Below are 16,826 nucleotides of genomic sequence, written 5' to 3' on the forward strand. Positions count from 1 at the left end.
AGCTCACTCAAATAATATGCAAAAAGGAATCTGTTATGGGAATTAAATGTGGCATCGTTGGTTTGCCTAATGTTGGAAAATCCACCTTGTTTAATGCATTAACCAATGCGGGTATCGAAGCACAGAACTATCCTTTTTGTACGATTGAACCGAATGTGGGTATCGTGCCGGTTCCTGATTATCGTCAAGATAAGTTAGCCGAAATTGTTAAGCCTCAGCGAATTATGTCGGCGACGATGGAGTTTGTCGATATAGCAGGCCTGGTTGAAGGCGCATCCAAGGGTGAAGGCTTAGGCAATAAGTTTTTAGCCACGATTCGTGAAACCGATGCGATTGCTCAGGTGGTGCGTTGTTTTGAAAATGATGACATTGTTCATGTGTCTGGCAAAATATCGCCGTTAGATGACATTGAGGTGATTAATACGGAGTTGGTGTTAGCTGATATGGAGTCAATTGATAAAGCGATTCAGAAGGTGCAGAAGGTCGCTAAAAGTGGTAACAAAGAAGCGGTGGCGCGTTTAGCGGTGCTGCAAAAGGTATTGGCTGAAATTGCGGATGGCAAGCTGGTGCGCAATGTGGAATTAACACCTGAAGAAAAGGCTGAGCTATATGATCTTCATTTGCTCACGATTAAGCCAATGATGTACATCGCCAATGTCAACGAAGATGGTTTTGAAAATAATCCTTTGCTGGATGCCGTTGAGAAGTTGGCTCAAGAGCAGGGGGCCGTGGTGGTGCCGGTGTGTGCGGCGATTGAATCTGAAATTGCCGAGTTGGACGATGAAGATAAGCTGGACTTCTTGCAGGGTATGGGTTTAGAAGAGCCTGGTTTGAATCGCGTGATCCGTGCAGGCTATAGTTTGCTTGGGCTGCAAACCTATTTTACAGCGGGCGTACAGGAAGTGCGCGCTTGGACAGTTAAGGTCGGTGCTACAGCACCCCAGGCCGCAGGCGTGATCCATACTGATTTCGAAAAAGGCTTTATCCGCGCGGAAGTTACCGCCTATGAAGACTATGTAAAGTACAATGGTGAGCAGGGCGCGAAAGAAGTCGGTAAGTTGCGTTTAGAAGGTAAAGAATATATAGTGCAAGATGGTGATGTGATGCACTTCAGATTCAATGTTTAATGGATTGCGTCCGGACTAGGAGCCTGTCTAGCGTTGGTGGCACCAAATGCGCAGACGGGGTTTTGTTTTTAGATATTGTGTATATTTCTCATTTAGCTGAGCATCCAGTTGCTCGGCTGTTCGCTTTTTAAAGCCCAGTTTTTGGTAGAAACTCTGTAAATCGGGTTGGATAAACCCGACGCAGTTTTGATTAAGTTTTTCAAGTAGGTATTTCACTAGTTGAGCGCCATAGCCTTTGTGTCGTTCAGTAGGTTCAATATATAATCCACGCAACCAGGCCTGGTTGTCAAACAGCACAATTCTAGCGATGCCGATAATCTTTTGTTGGTCTTTTGCCAGAAATACTCTTTCTGCTTGCTGGGGTTGGGGGAGCTTGTTTTGGCTTGTAAAGTGTTTAAGTAAATACTTGTCTGTAGATTCAAATTCAGTGAAAGAAACCATGCCCTATCCCATTTCAAGTGTAAAACGTCCAATTTGTCCGGTCTGTCAGCGTCCTGTAAAAACCTGTATTTGCCATTTGGTGTGCGAGGTTAGTCCCCCTTTTGAGCTGGCTATTTTACAACATCCCACTGAAGTTGGGCACCCTAAAGGAACCGCGTGGTTAGCGCATCGGTGCCTTGCAGGTAGTCGCTTGTTTATCGGTGAACAAATAGAGGCGATGCCAGATTTGGTGCGCTGGTTATCGCAGGGTGACACTTATTTACTCTACCCGCCGCAAGATGGCGAGCAAGGGGGTGTGGTGGAAGCGTCTTCATTGTTGTGTCAAGCTTCAGTTGAGGACTTTAAACCAAGGGTGTTGGTGCTGGATGGCACTTGGCGAAAAACCTATAAGTTATTAATGGCAAACCCGGTTTTACAAGGTTTACCTCGTGTCATTTTGAATGGCGAATTTACATCTAACTATTCCATTCGACAGTCAGGCCGATTAGATAGTTTATCAACGCTTGAGGCCATTTTTTACTTGTTGCATCAGGCCGATAATTCGAGTGATTATACGTCGCTATTGAGAAGTTTTGATGGGTTGGTTGCGCAGTATCAAGGTTTTGTTGGTGGAATAAAAAAACCGACATAAAGTCGGTTTTTTAAGAAAACAGCGCAAATTAGTTATTGCGTGGTTCCTGTGGTGCGCTAGGCTGGTCAGCTGGAGCTGGAGCTGGAGCTGGAGCTGGAGCTGGAGCTGGAGCTGGAGCTGGAGCTGGAGCTGGAGCTGGAGCTGGAGCTGGAGCTGGAGCTGGAGCTGGAGCTGGCGCTGGCGCTGGAGCTGGCGCTGGCGCTGGAGCTGGCGCTGGCGCTGGAGCTGGCGCTGGCGCTGGAGCCGCAGCCTCGTTGTGCTCAGGTTCTGCTGCGATGCCAGCGATACTCATCGATTCCGCATCGCGTGGCGCGCGACGACGATTGAGTGCGCTACGGCTATTGTAGCGACTTCTCCGACGACGTGGCTCGCGATCTGTGCCACTGCCTTGCTCAGTGGTGGATTGAGTGTTCACCGGTTTATGCGGTTTGTTATCTTCTTGTTGTTGTGCCGATTTACTTTCCACCGCTGTTGTGGGTGCGCGTTGTGTGTCCGGTTTGGCTTTCGCGGCCTCTTTTCGCGGCCCACGGTTGTGCTCAGTGCGTTCAGTGCGCGTTTCACTACGGTTGTCGTTGCGTGCTTCGGTGCGCGGTGCGCGCTCGGGCTTTTTTGCCTCCGTTCTCGCTGTATCTGTGTTGTCTTGCCCCTCTTCGTTGTTACGGCGACGGCCATTACCACGACGGCGATTGTTGCCACGACGACTGTTTCGATCGGACTCTTCAGTTGTTTTTTTGTCTTTTTCTGCACCCGTTTGCGTGTCGGGCTGCTTGAATAACCAGTTCCATAGTTTAACTAACAAACCTGGCTCGCTTACTGTGGGTGTCGCTGTTGTTGCTGTAGGCGGCGGTGGCGTAGCGGGTAAGGTGTTCTTGAGAGCCGGTTCCTCTTTATTTTGCTTGGGCGCATCATAGCTAGGTAGCTCTTTTTCAATCACTGTCTTCACTTGGTAGCTGGTTTCAATCGTATCCTGCTCACCCACGCGAGAGCGCTCAATAATGTATTGGGGTGTTTCGAGGTGTTCATTGGGTACGATTAAAATATGCAGATGGTAGCGGTCTTCGGTTTTGATGATTTGCGCACGTTTTTCATTCAGTAAGAAGGTAGCGACGTCGACAGGTAGCTGTACCGTAATGCGACGTGTACCTTCTTTCATCGCTTCTTCTTCAAGTAGACGAAGCAGTGAAAGGGCGAGGGACTCAACGCCACGAATGACGCCGACGCCTTTACAGCGTGGGCAGACAATTTGGCTTGACTCTTCAATCGAGGGACGCAAGCGCTGGCGTGACATTTCAAGCAAGCCAAAGCGTGAAATTTTGCCGATTTGTACACGGGCACGATCCGACTTCACGGCATCACGCATTTGGTTTTCGACTTCACGCTGATGGCGCGAAGAGTGCATGTCGATAAAGTCGATAACGACCAGGCCACCTAAGTCTCTTAGGCGTAATTGTCTTGCTATTTCGGTAGCGGCTTCCATGTTGGTGTGGAATGCCGTTTCTTCGATGTCACCACCCTTGGTAGAGCGGCTAGAGTTAATGTCGATAGCAGTTAAGGCTTCGGTAATATCAATGACAATCACGCCGCCAGAGGGTAGCACGACTTCACGTTGATAGGCGGACTCAATTTGTGACTCAATTTGGAAACGGGTGAAAAGTGGGATTTTATCCTGATAGGGTTTCACCTTGTTGACCTGTTGGGGCATGACTTGTTGAATAAAGTCACGTGCACGATAAAAGGTGTCCATGTCATCAATCAGTATTTCACCAATATCTTGACGCAAATAATCGCGAATCGCCAGCGTAACAATATCCGATTCTTGATGAATTAAAAAAGGCGCGGCCTTCTCTGTTGCGGCTTGCTTAATCGCATCCCAGAGCTGGATCAGGTAGTTGATGCCCCACTGTAATTCTTCCTGGCTTTTGTCCACCCCTGCTGTACGAACAATTAAGCCCATGCTGTCGGGTATGTCGATACTTTTTAAGGTATCGCGAAGGCTACTACGGTCATCGCCATCAATGCGGCGTGAAATGCCTCCCGCTTTGGGGTTGTTCGGCATCATCACCACATAAGGGCCTGCCAAGGTGATTTGGGTCGTGAGCGCCGCGCCTTTATTACCTCTTTCTTCTTTTTGAACTTGGATAATAATTTCTTGGCCTTCTTTTAACACTTGGTTAATCGATAGGCTGTTGTCAGGTTGACCGTTGGGGTAGTATTCTTCAGCGACTTCCTTAAAGGGTAAGAAACCGTGGCGATCCGCACCATAATCAACAAATGCGGCTTCTAGGCTAGGCTCGATACGAGTCACGATGCCTTTGTAAATGTTGGCTTTTTTCTTTTTTTGTTGCGGTGTTTCTATATCGAGGTCATACAGTGTTTGGCCGTCGACCAGTGCGACTCTAAGCTCTTCGGCTTGGGTCGCGTTGATAAGCATTCTTTTCATGCTGTTCTCTTTGTTGGGTTAAGGGCTTCAGCGGGTAATAACAAAATAGCACGATGGGCGAAGAAGGGAGAAAGAGGAAAACCTGACATCTTGTTAAGACGCTCAACAAACGAGTGCTAATTAAAAACCTTTATGTACCGGTTTAAGTTAGCGGTGCTGCATGTTCGTTTGTACTCGTTAACTTTTTTTTCGAGCCTAAACTTTTGTGCTGTTTAAGCTCTTAGTCCTGTTATTAAAGTCGGTGCGGACATAATATTAGCCCGCCTTTAATGGTTGCTTGTTATGGTTTTCGTTGCTCTGATCGCGCTCAGTCGCTAAAGTCTGTTTTACTTTACGTCTTATGACCTGAATGAAGGGGCGGCGTTAAACGGAATTAGTGGCTGAGGTTTCGTTTATTTTTTGTTATTTTTCGGGCTGTTAGCCAGTTATTAAAAAATAGGTTTATGTGTTAATCACTTTAAAAATCAGTTTGCTGATAGATTATTCATCTTTATTTTAATCAACCTGCGCAATATAGCATTGGATTGCGTTTGGCGCAATCTGTGGGCCTGGATATTTAACAATTTATCGAACAGCCAACGCGATAGGGTTAAATTGAGCGCTTGTGATCACGCCCATTAAGGCATTAATTAGACAAGCGAGGGGGCGTGAACTTAATGAAGTGTCCGCGTTAACTTAATGGTCGTGATGTTTGTGATGGGATGGGTTGCTATCTCTTGTTTTTGGCCGTCGATTGACTTAAGTCCAGCAGGCTCCTAGAATGCGCAAAGGAAAAACAAGGTGAATAACGATGTCAAATGTAAAGCTGTTAGAAGTGGGTTCAGAAGAAGTAGGGCAGCGCTTGGATAATTTTTTGTTAAAGCACTTGCGTAAAGTACCTAAGATGCTGATTTATAGAATTATTCGAAAGGGTGAGGTGCGCGTTAATAAAGGGCGGGCCCAGCCTAGTCGCCGTTTAGAATTGGGCGATATTGTCCGTGTGCCACCTGTTTCCATGGTGGAGGCGGGTGAGAAAGTTGTGCCACCGAAAACCCAGATGGCGCGTATTGAAGACTTGATTCTGTATGAAGATGCCGATTTGATGGTGGTGAATAAACCTTCGGGCATGGCGGTGCATGGCGGTAGTGGCGTCAGTTGGGGACTTGTAGAGCTCGTGCGTAATTTGCGGCAGGATGCTAAACGGGTTGAGTTGGTACATCGTTTGGATCGTGATACGTCGGGTGCGATTATTCTGGCAAAAAAAATGTCGGTGTTACGCTGTTTGCATGAACAAATTCGACAAAATCAGATTGAGAAGCGCTATCTTACACTGCTGGCAGGGCATTGGCCTAAAAATAAACAGAAGGTTGACTTGCCTTTGTTAAGAACCACGCTAGGGTCAGGTGAACGCATGGTTGAGGTCTCGCCGGATGGTAAGGCCTGTTTAAGTTACTTTTTCTTGCAGCAACAGTTTGACCAGGCCGCATTGATGGAGGTCAAACTTATCACAGGGCGCACGCATCAAATTCGTGTGCATGCCAAAGCGCAGGGCTGTCCTGTGGTCGGTGATGATAAATACGGCATTGATGAGGTAAATAAACGGTTTAAAGCCTTGGGTATGGCTTCACTTGCGCTGCATGCGCAGCGTTTGGTATTTGAACACCCTAGTACACAGCGTAAGATTGAAATCGAAGCGCCTTTATTCAAAGATTTTAAACAACTCATTAGTAAACTGGAGCAGAAAGATGGCAAATAATTTTAAGGCGGTTATTTTTGATTGGGATGGCACGCTGATGAATTCTGAAGCCCGTATTGTCAGGTCCATTCAAATTGCAGCCAAACAGTGTGGTTTGCCCGTGCTCGATCGGCATCAATCAAAACAAATTATCGGTCTAAGCTTGGATAGGGCGATTAGCCAGTTGTACCCTCAAGCCAAGCCTAGTCAGGTGGCGCAAATGGCTAAAGCCTATACGCAGCACTTTTTGTATGAGTCTGAGGTTGAAATGGAGGCTTACGAAGGTGCAAAAGAATTGCTGTCTTCGTTGAAAGAGGCGGGTTATTTGCTGGCTGTGGCAACGGGCAAAAGCCGTAAAGGATTAAATGAGGTATTGGATAAGTCCGGCTTTGGTGCGTTTTTTGATATTACGCGCACACCTGTTGAGTCGGCCTCAAAGCCTGATCCGTTGATGCTCAAGCAAATTTTAGCGCATTTTAGCTTAACGGCAGACCAGGCGGTAATGGTAGGGGATACCACTTTTGATATGCAAATGGCGCAAACGATTGCGATGCCGCGATTAGCGCTGAGTCATGGCGTACATGAACTTGAGCGATTGATGGCCTTTGATCCCTTAGCGAGTTTTGACCACCTTAGCGCGCTGCAGGCCTGGTTATTGGCAGACTAATCCCCATTTGTTTGAAAAGATTAACCAGTTGAATCAAGGGTAAGCCGATGAGCGCATTCGGGTCTTGTGTTGCAATGCGATCAAATAAGCAGATACCGAGTCCTTCGGACTTGAAGCTGCCCGCACAATCGTAGGGCTTTTCGGCCATCAGGTAGTTGTGGATTTGTGTGTCGGACAGTGAGCGAAAGTACACCTGTGTATGATCCATGGCGCGCAGATAATTTTGTGTTGATGGGTTGTAAACAACCAGGCCGGTATAGAAGTCAATGCATTGACCTGATTGTGCTTTAAGTTGTTCAAAAGCGGTTTGATAGTTACCTGCCTTGCCAAGCGCTTGGTTTTTTGTGCAAGCCGTTTGGTCCGAAGCGATTACAATCGCGTCAGGGTGTGCGCTGGCAACCGCTTGTGCTTTGTTTAGTGATAATCGGGCAACCATTTGCTCAATGGTTTCTTGCGGTTGTTTGGATTCGTCGACTTTGGGCGACTGGCAGTGAAAGGGTAGGCCAAGTTTGCCTAACAGTTGCTGGCGATAGATTGAGCTGGATGCGAGAAGAATCCTCGGTAGATCGGGTGACATGCTGGGCCTCTTTTTTGTTTTATTTTGCTTTAATTGAATGTTTGATACGTTTGACGCGGGTTTACTTGCCTATTGATTTTATAACACTTTTTTAGTCGAGTGGCTAAGTGACGCCTCTTTGATTATTAAAAACACTGAAAAACCGATGTCTTGTACGATCCCATATAAATTTATGAAATATCCGAGTTAAAAACATGTAAAATTTTGACACCAATCATTTCTAAGGGTATTATTCGCGGCTATGTTTGAAAAAATTCCAGAATTAATCGATCCTGTACACTGTGCAGAACATAATAGGCGCTTTCGTGGGCGTGTCAAGCAGTCTGATTTAAAGCGCTTAAGAAAGCAGCTTGTTTCAGCTGAAGAGTGGGTTGAGGTGGATTTAGTCTTTAGGCGTCATCCTAAACTTAAAACCCCTCTATTTGAGTTATCAGTCAAGACGCCGCTGTGTCTTGAGTGTCAGCGAACTTTAGCGCCCTTTGTTTACCCTGTTGATTCAACAGTAACGGGCGTGTATCTAAGCAGCTTGGCATTATCCGATGACTTGGACGATGGGGTGGAGTTTTATGAATTACCTGAGGGTAATATTTCGACGTATGAATTGGTAGAGGATGAGTTGCTACTGGCAATACCGATGATACCGAGAAAAGATGAAGAGTTTTTGACTTGGCAGGCTGGTGAGTTGGCGCCATCTTCTGTTGAGGATGCCGTAGAAAAACCAAATCCGTTTGCCAAGTTACAGCAGTTACGAACCTGATTTAGGGTTTTATTTAAGTTTTATTATTTTGCGTATTTATTTAGGAGAAATCACATGGCCGTTCAACAGAACAAAAAATCACCTTCAAAACGTGGCATGCGTCGTTCACACGATGGTTTAACGACCGCTGCAATCACTACAGACGCGACAACAGGTGAGCTTCACCGTCGTCACCACATTACGGCAGACGGCTATTACAAGGGTAAAAAAGTCGTTCAAGACAAGGCTTAATTTACTTTGAAAATTACACTGTCTATCGATGCAATGGGCGGTGACCAAGGTGTTTCGGTCACTGTTCCCGCGGTGATTGAAGCGCTTAAACGTTTTAATGACTTACATATTATTCTTGTTGGTGATGAAACCCGCCTCCACCAAGCCCTTAGTGATGCCCAGTTTTCGTCAGAACGCCTCAGCATTCATCACGCTGAACAGGTCGTAGAGATGGATGAATCCCCTTCTAACGCATTGCGCAATAAAAAACAGTCCTCGATGCGATTGGCATTAAATCTGGTCAAACAAAATGAAGCCCAAGCCTGTGTCAGTGCAGGTAATACCGGTGCATTAATGGCGACGGCAAAGTTTGTGCTTAAAACGCTGCCCGGTATTTATCGTCCCGCTATTTGTACGTCTATGCCAACGGTTAAGGGGCATGTTTATATGCTTGATCTTGGCGCGAATGTCGGTGCGGATGGTGAAAGCCTTGCCCAGTTTGCGATTATGGGATCGGTGTTGGCCAGTTCATTGGATAATAACCCTAACCCCTCAGTGGGTTTGCTCAATATCGGTGAAGAAGAGATGAAGGGGCATGATCGCATTAAGCTCGCACAGCAAATATTGCGGCAAACCTCCGTTAATTATCAGGGGTATGTGGAAGGTGACGATATTTATCAAGGTAAAGTAGATGTTGTCGCTTGCGATGGATTTGATGGCAATATTGCCCTTAAAGCTTCTGAAGGTGTGGCGAAAATGATCTCATTTTATCTGAAACAGGCCTTTAGTCGTAATGTGCTGACAAAGCTAATCGCGTTGATTGCAATGCCGGTATTGAAAGCCTTTAAAGAAAAAGTAGATCCTCGACGCTATAACGGCGCTTCATTCTTAGGTTTGCAAAAAATTGTGATTAAAAGTCACGGTGGTGCAGACAGCTTTGCTTTTTTTCATGCGATAAAGCAAGCACGATTAGCTGTTATTAATAATGTACCTGCGCGTATTGAATCGAAGGTATCAGAACTGCTCGCTTCGCAAGGAGAATGGATGCACAAGGAAGAGCAGGCCTAATGTCAGAAAAAATATATAGTCGTATTATCGGTACGGGACGTTACTTGCCTGAAAAAATTCTTACCAATCATGATTTAGAGACCCTGGTCGATACCAGTGATCAATGGATTCGTGAGCGCACGGGTATTGAACAGCGCCACATAGCCGCTGAAGGCCAAACTACCTGTGATTTAGCTGAGCAAGCCAGTCTTAAAGCCATCGAAATGGCGGGTATTGATCCAGCAACGATTGATATGATTGTGTTTGCTACTACGACACCCGATAAGGTATTTCCGAGTACCGCTTGTCTATTACAGCAAAGGCTCGGTATTCGCGGTTGTCCCGCGTTTGATATTCAAGCCGTTTGTACAGGGTTTGTTTATGCGGTGAGTGTGGCCGACCAGTTTATTAAAACAGGTATGGCCAAGCGGGTGTTGGTTGTTGGCGCGGAAACCCTGTCACGCATAACGAATTGGCAAGATCGTACTACCTGCATACTCTTTGGTGATGGCGCGGGGGCGGTGTTATTTGAAGCGTCAAATCAACCGGGTATCTTGTCTACACATATTCATGCCGATGGCCAATACGAGGATTTGTTGCATGTGCCTTCTGGCCCCTCTAAATTACCGCAATCCGATGATATAGCCGAGAAAACCATGGCGATGAAAGGCAATGAGGTGTTTAAAGTAGCGGTAAATACATTAAGCCGGATTGCCAATGAAACGCTCGATGCAAATAACATGACAAAAGACCAGATAGACTGGTTGGTGCCTCATCAAGCAAATTTGCGTATTATTACGGCGACGGCAAAAAAGCTAGGTTTAAGTGATAAGCAAGTGGTTGTCACGGTGAATAAGCATGCGAATACCTCGAGTGCGTCGGTGCCGATGGCACTGGATGAAGCGATTCGTGATGGACGTATTCAGCCTGGTCAAACCATATTGATGGAGGCATTTGGTGGCGGCTTTACCTGGGGTTCCGCTCTGCTTAAGTATTAAAGGATTTTAGATGAAAACGGCATTTATTTTTCCCGGTCAGGGGTCACAGTCTATCGGCATGTTAGCCGATCTAGCGCAGGAACAAACCCTTGTAACCCAGGTGTTTCGTCAAGCTTCTGACGTGCTAGGTTATGATTTATGGCAAGTGGTTCAGCAAGGCCCTGAAGCCAAATTAAATCAAACGCATATTACGCAGCCGGCGATGTTGGCTTCAGGAATAGCGGTTTATCGTGTACTGCAGCAGATTCAACCAAGCCTTGTCCCAAGTCTGATGGCGGGTCATTCATTGGGTGAATATACGGCATTAGTTGCAGCGGGCGTGATCACACTGGAGCAAGGTATTGCCTTGGTGGCGGAGCGTGGACGTTTAATGCAGCAGGCCGTACCTGCAGGTGAAGGCGCGATGGCGGCGGTATTAGGTTTAGACGACGAACAAGTGGTTGAGTTATGTCATGCTTCTTGCGGTGATCAAGTGGTTGAGGCGGTGAACTTTAATACCCCTGGTCAAGTCGTGATTGCAGGCAATAAGGCGGCTGTAGATAGAGCCATGAAGCTGGCTGAGGAAAAGGGGGCCAAGAAAGTGGTGCCCTTGGCGGTGAGTGTGCCTTCGCACTGTGCATTGATGAAGCCTGCCGCGGACCAGTTAGCGCAAACCTTATCTTCGATGATCTTTGCTAAGCCCTCCGTCCCTGTACTGCATAACGTCAGTGTTGAAGCTTATAATGAACCCGAGCAAATTAAAGCGGCATTAGTTGCACAGCTTTATCGTCCGGTACAATGGGTAAAAACCATTGAGGCGATGAAATCACAGGGTGTAGAGAAATCGTATGAACTGGGTCCGGGTAAGGTGCTTACCGGACTCAATCGTCGGATTGATCGTCGGATGGCGATTGAACCCATTTTTGACCTGGCTTCGTTAAGTAGTCTGAGTATAGAGGATTAAGCATGTTAACAGGTAAAATCGCTTTAGTCACCGGCGCAAGCCGAGGAATAGGTAAAGCCATTGCGTTAGATTTAGTGGCAAATGGCGCTGTTGTTATCGGAACGGCGACATCTGAGTCAGGTGCGCAGGCGATTACTGATTATATCGCGGCGGCCGGTGGAAAGGGTAAAGGCATGGCGCTGAATGTCATAGACCCTGAGCAAATTGCCAGTGTGATGAGCGCAATGACCGCTGAGTTTGGTGCGCCGACTATTTTGGTCAATAATGCAGGGATCACACGTGACAATTTGTTAATGCGAATGAAAGATGATGAGTGGGATGATATTATTCAAACCAATTTAAGTTCTGTGTATCGCATGTCCAAAGCCTGTGTGCGTGGGATGATGAAAGCCAAACAGGGGCGTATTATTAATATCGCGTCGGTAGTGGGTGTGATGGGTAATGCCGGTCAAACGAATTATGCCGCCGCTAAAGCGGGTATTATTGGTTTTGCAAAATCGTTGGCGCGCGAAGTCGGTTCACGCGGTATTACAGTGAACACTGTGGCACCGGGTTTTATCGATACGGATATGACGCGTAACCTGCCTGATGAACAGCGAGTGGCATTAACTCAGCAAATTCCTTTATCCCGCTTGGGTGCGCCTGAAGACATTGCGAAAGCGGTCACTTTTCTCGCTTCTGATGGCGGTGCTTACATTACCGGACAAACGATTAACGTCAACGGTGGGATGGTAATGGTTTAACTCAGCGGATGCACTGCGTTAAATAAAGCTTGAAAAAAAGGTGCACTAGGTGCAAAATAACCGAAAATTTTTAATCACAATAAATAGAGTTGGAGACAGTCCATGAGCAGTATTGAAGATCGCGTTAAAAAAATCGTTGTTGAACAGTTAGGTGTCGAAGAAGCACAGGTTACATCTGATGCCTCTTTTATCGACGATTTAGGTGCGGATTCCCTAGACACCGTTGAATTAGTAATGGCGCTAGAAGAAGAGTTTGATTGCGAAATTCCTGATGAAGAAGCCGAAAAAATTGCTACTTTGGCACAAGCTGTAGCTTACATCAATGCAAACATGGAATAATTCCAAGTTTCGTATTTAAAAAAGCCGTCTATACGGCTTTTTTTTTACCTCGAAATTTTTAAATCGTCTAAACTAACGTTTTTGGTTACCCTGTAGGAGAATCACCTTGTCTAAGCGTCGTGTTGTCATTACTGGTTTGGGTTTGTTAACCCCTGTTGGATTAAATGTTGCCCAAACTTGGCAGAATATCAAAGCAGGTAAAAGTGGTATTGCACCGATTACCAAGTTTGATACCGACAAGTTTTCCGTCAAATTTGCTGGGATGATGCCAGACTTTGATGTCAGCGAATACATTACGCCTAAAGAAGCCAAAAAAATGGATCCATTTATTCATTATGGTATTGCGGTAGGGATTCAGGCTTTTCAAGACGCGGGTTTAGAAGTCACTGAACAAAATGCGACACGTATCGGTGTGTCGATAGGTTCAGGGATCGGGGGGATAGGCACCATCGAAGCGCAACACGGTGTTTATCAGGCTTCGGGTCCACGTAAGGTGTCGCCCTTTTTTGTACCGAGTGCGATTATTAATATGATTTCAGGTCATGTTTCAATCAAGTTTGGTTTAAAAGGTCCCAATCTGTCGTTAGTCACAGCTTGCGCGACCGGCACACACAGTATTGGCGATGCGGCACGGTTGATTGAATATGGTGATGCCGATGTGATGATTGCAGGTGGAGCCGAGTATGCGACGACTGAGCTTGGTTTGGCCGGGTTTGCGGCGGCCCGCGCTTTGTCAACGCGAAATGATAATCCGCAAGCCGCAAGCCGTCCTTGGGATGCGGACCGCGATGGTTTTGTACTGGCCGATGGTGCGGGTGCGGTCGTATTGGAAGAATATGAGCATGCGAAATCTCGTGGAGCAAAAATCTATGGTGAAGTGTTGGGCTTTGGCATGAGTGGCGATGCCTATCATATGACCTTACCTGCTGCCGCTGGTGCGGGTGCCGCGCGTTGTATGGAGTTGGCCTTGTATAATTCAAAGCTAAATAAATCACAAATTGGCTATATTAATGCGCATGGTACCTCTACCCCTGCCGGTGATGTCTGTGAGAACGCCGCCGTGAAGTCGGTGTTTGGTGAGCATGCCTATCAGCTAGCGATGAGCTCAACTAAATCAATGATCGGTCATGCACTTGGCGCAGCGGGTGCGATAGAGGCCATTTTAACAACACTGGCACTGCAAGATCAGGTATTACCCCCGACAATCAATTTGGATAATCCAGCGGAGGGTTGTGATTTAGATTACGTTGCCCATGAGGCACGTGATGCACAATTTGATTATGCGATTTCCAACTCTTTCGGGTTTGGGGGGACGAATGCGAGTTTGGTGTTGGGTCGTGTAAAATAATGGCATCCGAGTGAGTCCTGAGGTTATGATCCATTCACCTCATGCTGGGTTGTGCGTTGTGCGTCAACCCATTCAATCGGCCGATTTATCGCGCTTAGCGGAAACATGCCCTCAGCGTTACCCCCATCTATTACAAAGTGTTGCTCAGGGGCAACTTGGCCGCTTTGATATTTTATTTGCCTATCCGCAAGACACGATAGAATTGATGGACAGGGCGCAAGCGGATCGCTTTATTCAAGCGTTTCAAGATACGCTTAAACGTAACCAGGCCTGGTTGGAAAATACCGAAAATTTACCGTTTTATGGCGGCTGGTTTGTGTATTTTGGCTATGAGTATGCCAGTGTGATTGAACCCAGTTTGTCATTATCGGCATCGCATTTGCCGCTGGCATTATTGCAACGTTTTCCGGCGGCGATCATTATCGATCATCAACAGCAACAGGTGTGTTTTATCGCTGAAGCCGCCTTTGCCGACTGCATAACGCAAATGCAAGCGGACTATAGGGGGGTGATCGGTGATGATACCACGGGACAATTGGTTGTTAAACAGCTAAACGAAGAACCGCCACAGCGCTATCTTGACGGTGTACAGCGTATTAAAGATTATATTCTGGCCGGTGATGTATTTCAGGTCAATTTGTCGAGGCTTTGGGCGCTGAGTTTGGACTTACCGGCTTGTTCGCCCCATCCCGCTGCGGCGGTTTATCGTCAACTACGTCAACACAATCCGGCACCCTTTGCGGGGCTTATTCAAATGGCGCAGGGCGCAATTATCAGCTCCTCCCCTGAGCGCTTAGTGCGTTACGATCATCAATGGGTCGATACCCGACCGATTGCCGGTACGCGCAAGCGCAGTGACAATCAAGCGGAAGATTTAGCGTTGATTGCCGAGCTGATTGCACACCCCAAAGAGCGCGCCGAACATATTATGCTCATTGATTTAGAGCGCAATGATCTTGGGCGTATTTGCCAGCCTGGAACGGTTGAGGTGAATGAGCTGATGGTCGTTGAAAGCTATCAGCATGTACATCATATCGTTTCCAATGTGCGTGGCAAGCTGGCTAAGGATAAAACGCCGCTTGATATTGTTCATGCGCTCTTTCCAGGGGGTACAATTACAGGCTGTCCTAAGATTCGTTGTATGGAAATTATCGCGGAACTCGAAACAGGACCTCGTGAAGCCTATACCGGTTCAGTGGGCTATATTAATCGAGATGGCACGATGGACACCAATATTTTGATTCGCAGCTTTATACAACAAGGCGACCAGTTACGTTTTAGGGCCGGTGCGGGGATTGTGGCGGACTCCGATCCGCAATTTGAATTGGAAGAAACACGCCATAAAGCCAAGGGCTTGTTACGTGCGCTGGGTTTGGTGGGCTAAATGTCCAACCAGGCCTGGTTGAATGCGCAGGCTGTTTGCGATGCACGCATTCAGGATCGAGGGCTGATGTACGGTGATGGGTTTTTCACCACGATGCTGTGTTATCAACAACGCCTGACCAATTGGTCAGCGCATTGGCATCGTTTGCACACCAGTGCTCAACGGTTAGGGTTTCCTGCGTTGGATCAACAGCAGGTGCTATCTCAGCTTGCGCCCGCGCTGGCCGAATCAGAAGAATCGGCCGTGATTAAGCTAGTGATTACGCGCGGACAGGGTAGCGGTTATGCGCCACCGACCGCCATCAGCTATCATGATTTAAACTTTATTGTGGTACGTTCACCTGCACCCGCCTATTCGCACACATCCAGGTCAGGTTTGAAGCTCATTCTTTGCAAAACCCCCGTCAGCAGCAACCCTGTTTTAGCGGGTATAAAGCATTTAAACCGCCTTGATAACGTACTCGCGCGTGCTGAAGTCGTGAAAGCGGGGGCTGACGAAGGCGTGATGCTGGATGCAGCGGGTTTGCTGGTCAGCGGTACCCAATCTAATCTCGTATTGGTCAAGGGCAAGCATTTGATGACACCCAGGTTAGACAGCGCAGGGGTGAGCGGCACCTGTCTGGCGAGCTTACCTCAAGCATTAAAACAAGCTGGATTTGGCTATCAATGGCAACAAGCTCAACTCACGCTGGCTGATTTAGATCAGGCTGATGCGGCGTTTATGTGCAATGCGGTGCGCGGCGTGCAGGCGGTTCAATCGTTTCAAAGCCGAAATTTTAACCTCAAATTAATTCAACCAATTAACCAGGCCTGGTTGAACTATCTTCAGAACGATTATTTATTATTTAGTTGAATAACTTGAAATGCTTGTGGGTCATGTTGGCCTTCTTGCCAAGCTTGATAGAGTCTGTCCAGTGTGCTCTCTAAGCAGCCCGGCAGAAATTCGCTGCAGGCGAGGCGGTTGGGGATGCCCCAGTCTTCGAGTAGGGAGGAGGCGCCGATGGCTTCTGAGGCCTGGGTGTCCAGTGGTAGCATAAAGCGTGCGGGTTTGACACGAAACGGAAAATGCTTGGGCGCGTGAAGTAGCGCGATAAACGCCCCTTTGGGTTTCGGTGCTTGCTGCCAGCGTTTAGCCGCATCAAATACCGCGGCCATCGCCAAGTCTGAAGCTAGCCAGAGCTGGTTTTGTTGCCAGTTGGGTTGCGCTGGATAGACTGAATTTGTTGGTTTGATTAACTTTAAATCAAGGATTTGTTGCGGTTGATACAACCAGGCCTGGTGGCTTAATAAGCTAAACTTTAGATTTTGCCTGGTCGCTGTTTGCATTAACCAGGCCGGGTTGTTGTCGCTGCGAAATTGACTGCCAATTGGCCAAGGCTCGGTGGGTGGTTCGCACAATTCGAGCTGAATCAGCCAGTAATCCTCAGCTTGCTGTTGGCTGTCAATAAAGCGCGCTTGCAT

Annotated in this window: 18 protein-coding genes; 14 read left to right on the forward strand and 4 right to left on the reverse strand. The window is 47.2% G+C overall.

All coding sequences use genetic code 11. The features are described 5' to 3' along the window. Nucleotides 1-35: 35 nt before the first annotated feature. Nucleotides 36-1,127, forward strand: coding sequence for a redox-regulated ATPase YchF (gene ychF / locus NA59_RS02945; protein WP_044407755.1), 1,092 nt, complete (start codon nt 36-38; stop codon nt 1,125-1,127). A gap of 27 nt (nt 1,128-1,154) precedes the next feature. Here the strand turns inward: ychF and NA59_RS02950 are convergent, their stop codons facing one another. Continuing rightward, nucleotides 1,155-1,568, reverse strand: a complete 414-nt coding sequence (locus NA59_RS02950) for a GNAT family N-acetyltransferase (RefSeq protein WP_044407758.1) — start codon at nt 1,566-1,568, stop codon at nt 1,155-1,157. On the opposite strand from NA59_RS02950, the gene NA59_RS02955 reads away from it, so the two are divergent. Then, nucleotides 1,567-2,199, forward strand: coding sequence for a tRNA-uridine aminocarboxypropyltransferase (locus NA59_RS02955; RefSeq protein WP_044407761.1), 633 nt, complete (start codon nt 1,567-1,569; stop codon nt 2,197-2,199). The two genes, NA59_RS02950 and NA59_RS02955, sit on opposite strands and share 2 nt — an antisense overlap. Before the next feature lie 28 nt (nt 2,200-2,227). Here the strand turns inward: NA59_RS02955 and NA59_RS02960 are convergent, their stop codons facing one another. Then, on the reverse strand, nt 2,228-4,639 hold the full coding sequence (locus NA59_RS02960) for an Rne/Rng family ribonuclease (protein ID WP_052501422.1): 2,412 nt from the start codon (nt 4,637-4,639) through the stop codon (nt 2,228-2,230). A gap of 790 nt (nt 4,640-5,429) precedes the next feature. Between NA59_RS02960 and NA59_RS02965 the strand changes: the two genes are divergently transcribed. Both NA59_RS02965 and NA59_RS02970 read left to right on the forward strand, forming a co-directional pair. Beyond that, the gene (locus NA59_RS02965) at nt 5,430-6,374 is read left to right on the forward strand and encodes an RluA family pseudouridine synthase (protein ID WP_044407764.1); all 945 of its coding nucleotides are present in this window, start codon (nt 5,430-5,432) and stop codon (nt 6,372-6,374) included. Next, nucleotides 6,364-7,020 (forward strand): HAD family hydrolase, encoded by a 657-nt coding sequence (locus NA59_RS02970; protein ID WP_044407766.1) that lies wholly within the window; start codon nt 6,364-6,366, stop codon nt 7,018-7,020. Before NA59_RS02965 ends, NA59_RS02970 begins: the two co-directional genes overlap by 11 nt. Here the strand turns inward: NA59_RS02970 and NA59_RS02975 are convergent. Next, nucleotides 6,986-7,597 carry a Maf family protein gene (locus tag NA59_RS02975; protein ID WP_044407768.1) on the reverse strand — a complete coding sequence of 204 codons (612 nt, stop codon included), beginning with the start codon at nt 7,595-7,597 and terminating at the stop codon, nt 6,986-6,988. The two genes, NA59_RS02970 and NA59_RS02975, sit on opposite strands and share 35 nt — an antisense overlap. A gap of 241 nt (nt 7,598-7,838) precedes the next feature. Between NA59_RS02975 and NA59_RS02980 the strand changes: the two genes are divergently transcribed. The 10 genes from NA59_RS02980 to pabC all read left to right on the forward strand — a co-directional run bounded on the left by NA59_RS02980 (nt 7,839) and on the right by pabC (nt 16,218). Next, nucleotides 7,839-8,354 (forward strand): YceD family protein, encoded by a 516-nt coding sequence (locus tag NA59_RS02980; protein ID WP_044407771.1) that lies wholly within the window; start codon nt 7,839-7,841, stop codon nt 8,352-8,354. Between the two features lie 54 nt (nt 8,355-8,408). Next, a complete protein-coding gene (gene rpmF, locus NA59_RS02985; protein WP_044407774.1) occupies nt 8,409-8,585 on the forward strand; it encodes a 50S ribosomal protein L32 in 177 nt (58 codons plus the stop codon). A gap of 6 nt (nt 8,586-8,591) precedes the next feature. Next, nucleotides 8,592-9,632 carry a phosphate acyltransferase PlsX gene (gene plsX / locus NA59_RS02990; protein ID WP_083944888.1) on the forward strand — a complete coding sequence of 347 codons (1,041 nt, stop codon included), beginning with the start codon at nt 8,592-8,594 and terminating at the stop codon, nt 9,630-9,632. Then, on the forward strand, nt 9,632-10,609 hold the full coding sequence (locus NA59_RS02995) for a beta-ketoacyl-ACP synthase III (protein ID WP_044407777.1): 978 nt from the start codon (nt 9,632-9,634) through the stop codon (nt 10,607-10,609). The genes plsX and NA59_RS02995 overlap by 1 nt, the downstream gene beginning before the upstream one ends. Nucleotides 10,610-10,619: 10 nt before the next feature. Further along, nucleotides 10,620-11,552, forward strand: coding sequence for an ACP S-malonyltransferase (gene fabD / locus NA59_RS03000; protein WP_044407780.1), 933 nt, complete (start codon nt 10,620-10,622; stop codon nt 11,550-11,552). A 2-nt stretch (nt 11,553-11,554) separates the two neighbouring features. Further along, nucleotides 11,555-12,295 carry a 3-oxoacyl-ACP reductase FabG gene (gene fabG / locus NA59_RS03005; protein WP_044407783.1) on the forward strand — a complete coding sequence of 247 codons (741 nt, stop codon included), beginning with the start codon at nt 11,555-11,557 and terminating at the stop codon, nt 12,293-12,295. Nucleotides 12,296-12,397: 102 nt separating this feature from the next. Then, nucleotides 12,398-12,634 (forward strand): acyl carrier protein, encoded by a 237-nt coding sequence (gene acpP / locus NA59_RS03010; RefSeq protein WP_044407786.1) that lies wholly within the window; start codon nt 12,398-12,400, stop codon nt 12,632-12,634. A 106-nt stretch (nt 12,635-12,740) separates the two neighbouring features. Continuing rightward, nucleotides 12,741-13,982, forward strand: a complete 1,242-nt coding sequence (gene fabF / locus NA59_RS03015) for a beta-ketoacyl-ACP synthase II (protein ID WP_044407789.1) — start codon at nt 12,741-12,743, stop codon at nt 13,980-13,982. Between the two features lie 10 nt (nt 13,983-13,992). After that, complete coding sequence (locus tag NA59_RS03020; protein WP_232504018.1) at nt 13,993-15,366, forward strand: aminodeoxychorismate synthase component I; 1,374 nt, start codon at nt 13,993-13,995, stop codon at nt 15,364-15,366. Then, entirely contained in the window at nt 15,367-16,218 is an 852-nt protein-coding gene (gene pabC, locus NA59_RS03025) for an aminodeoxychorismate lyase (RefSeq protein ID WP_052501423.1), read from the forward strand. On the opposite strand, the gene NA59_RS14195 is transcribed toward pabC, so the two are convergent. Next, nucleotides 16,200-16,826 (reverse strand): hypothetical protein, encoded by a 627-nt coding sequence (locus tag NA59_RS14195; RefSeq protein ID WP_052501424.1) that lies wholly within the window; start codon nt 16,824-16,826, stop codon nt 16,200-16,202. The two genes, pabC and NA59_RS14195, sit on opposite strands and share 19 nt — an antisense overlap.

Origin of the sequence: Thiomicrospira microaerophila (genome assembly GCF_000934765.1) — a bacterium.
Classification (GTDB): Bacteria; Pseudomonadota; Gammaproteobacteria; order Thiomicrospirales; family Thiomicrospiraceae; genus Thiomicrospira; species Thiomicrospira microaerophila.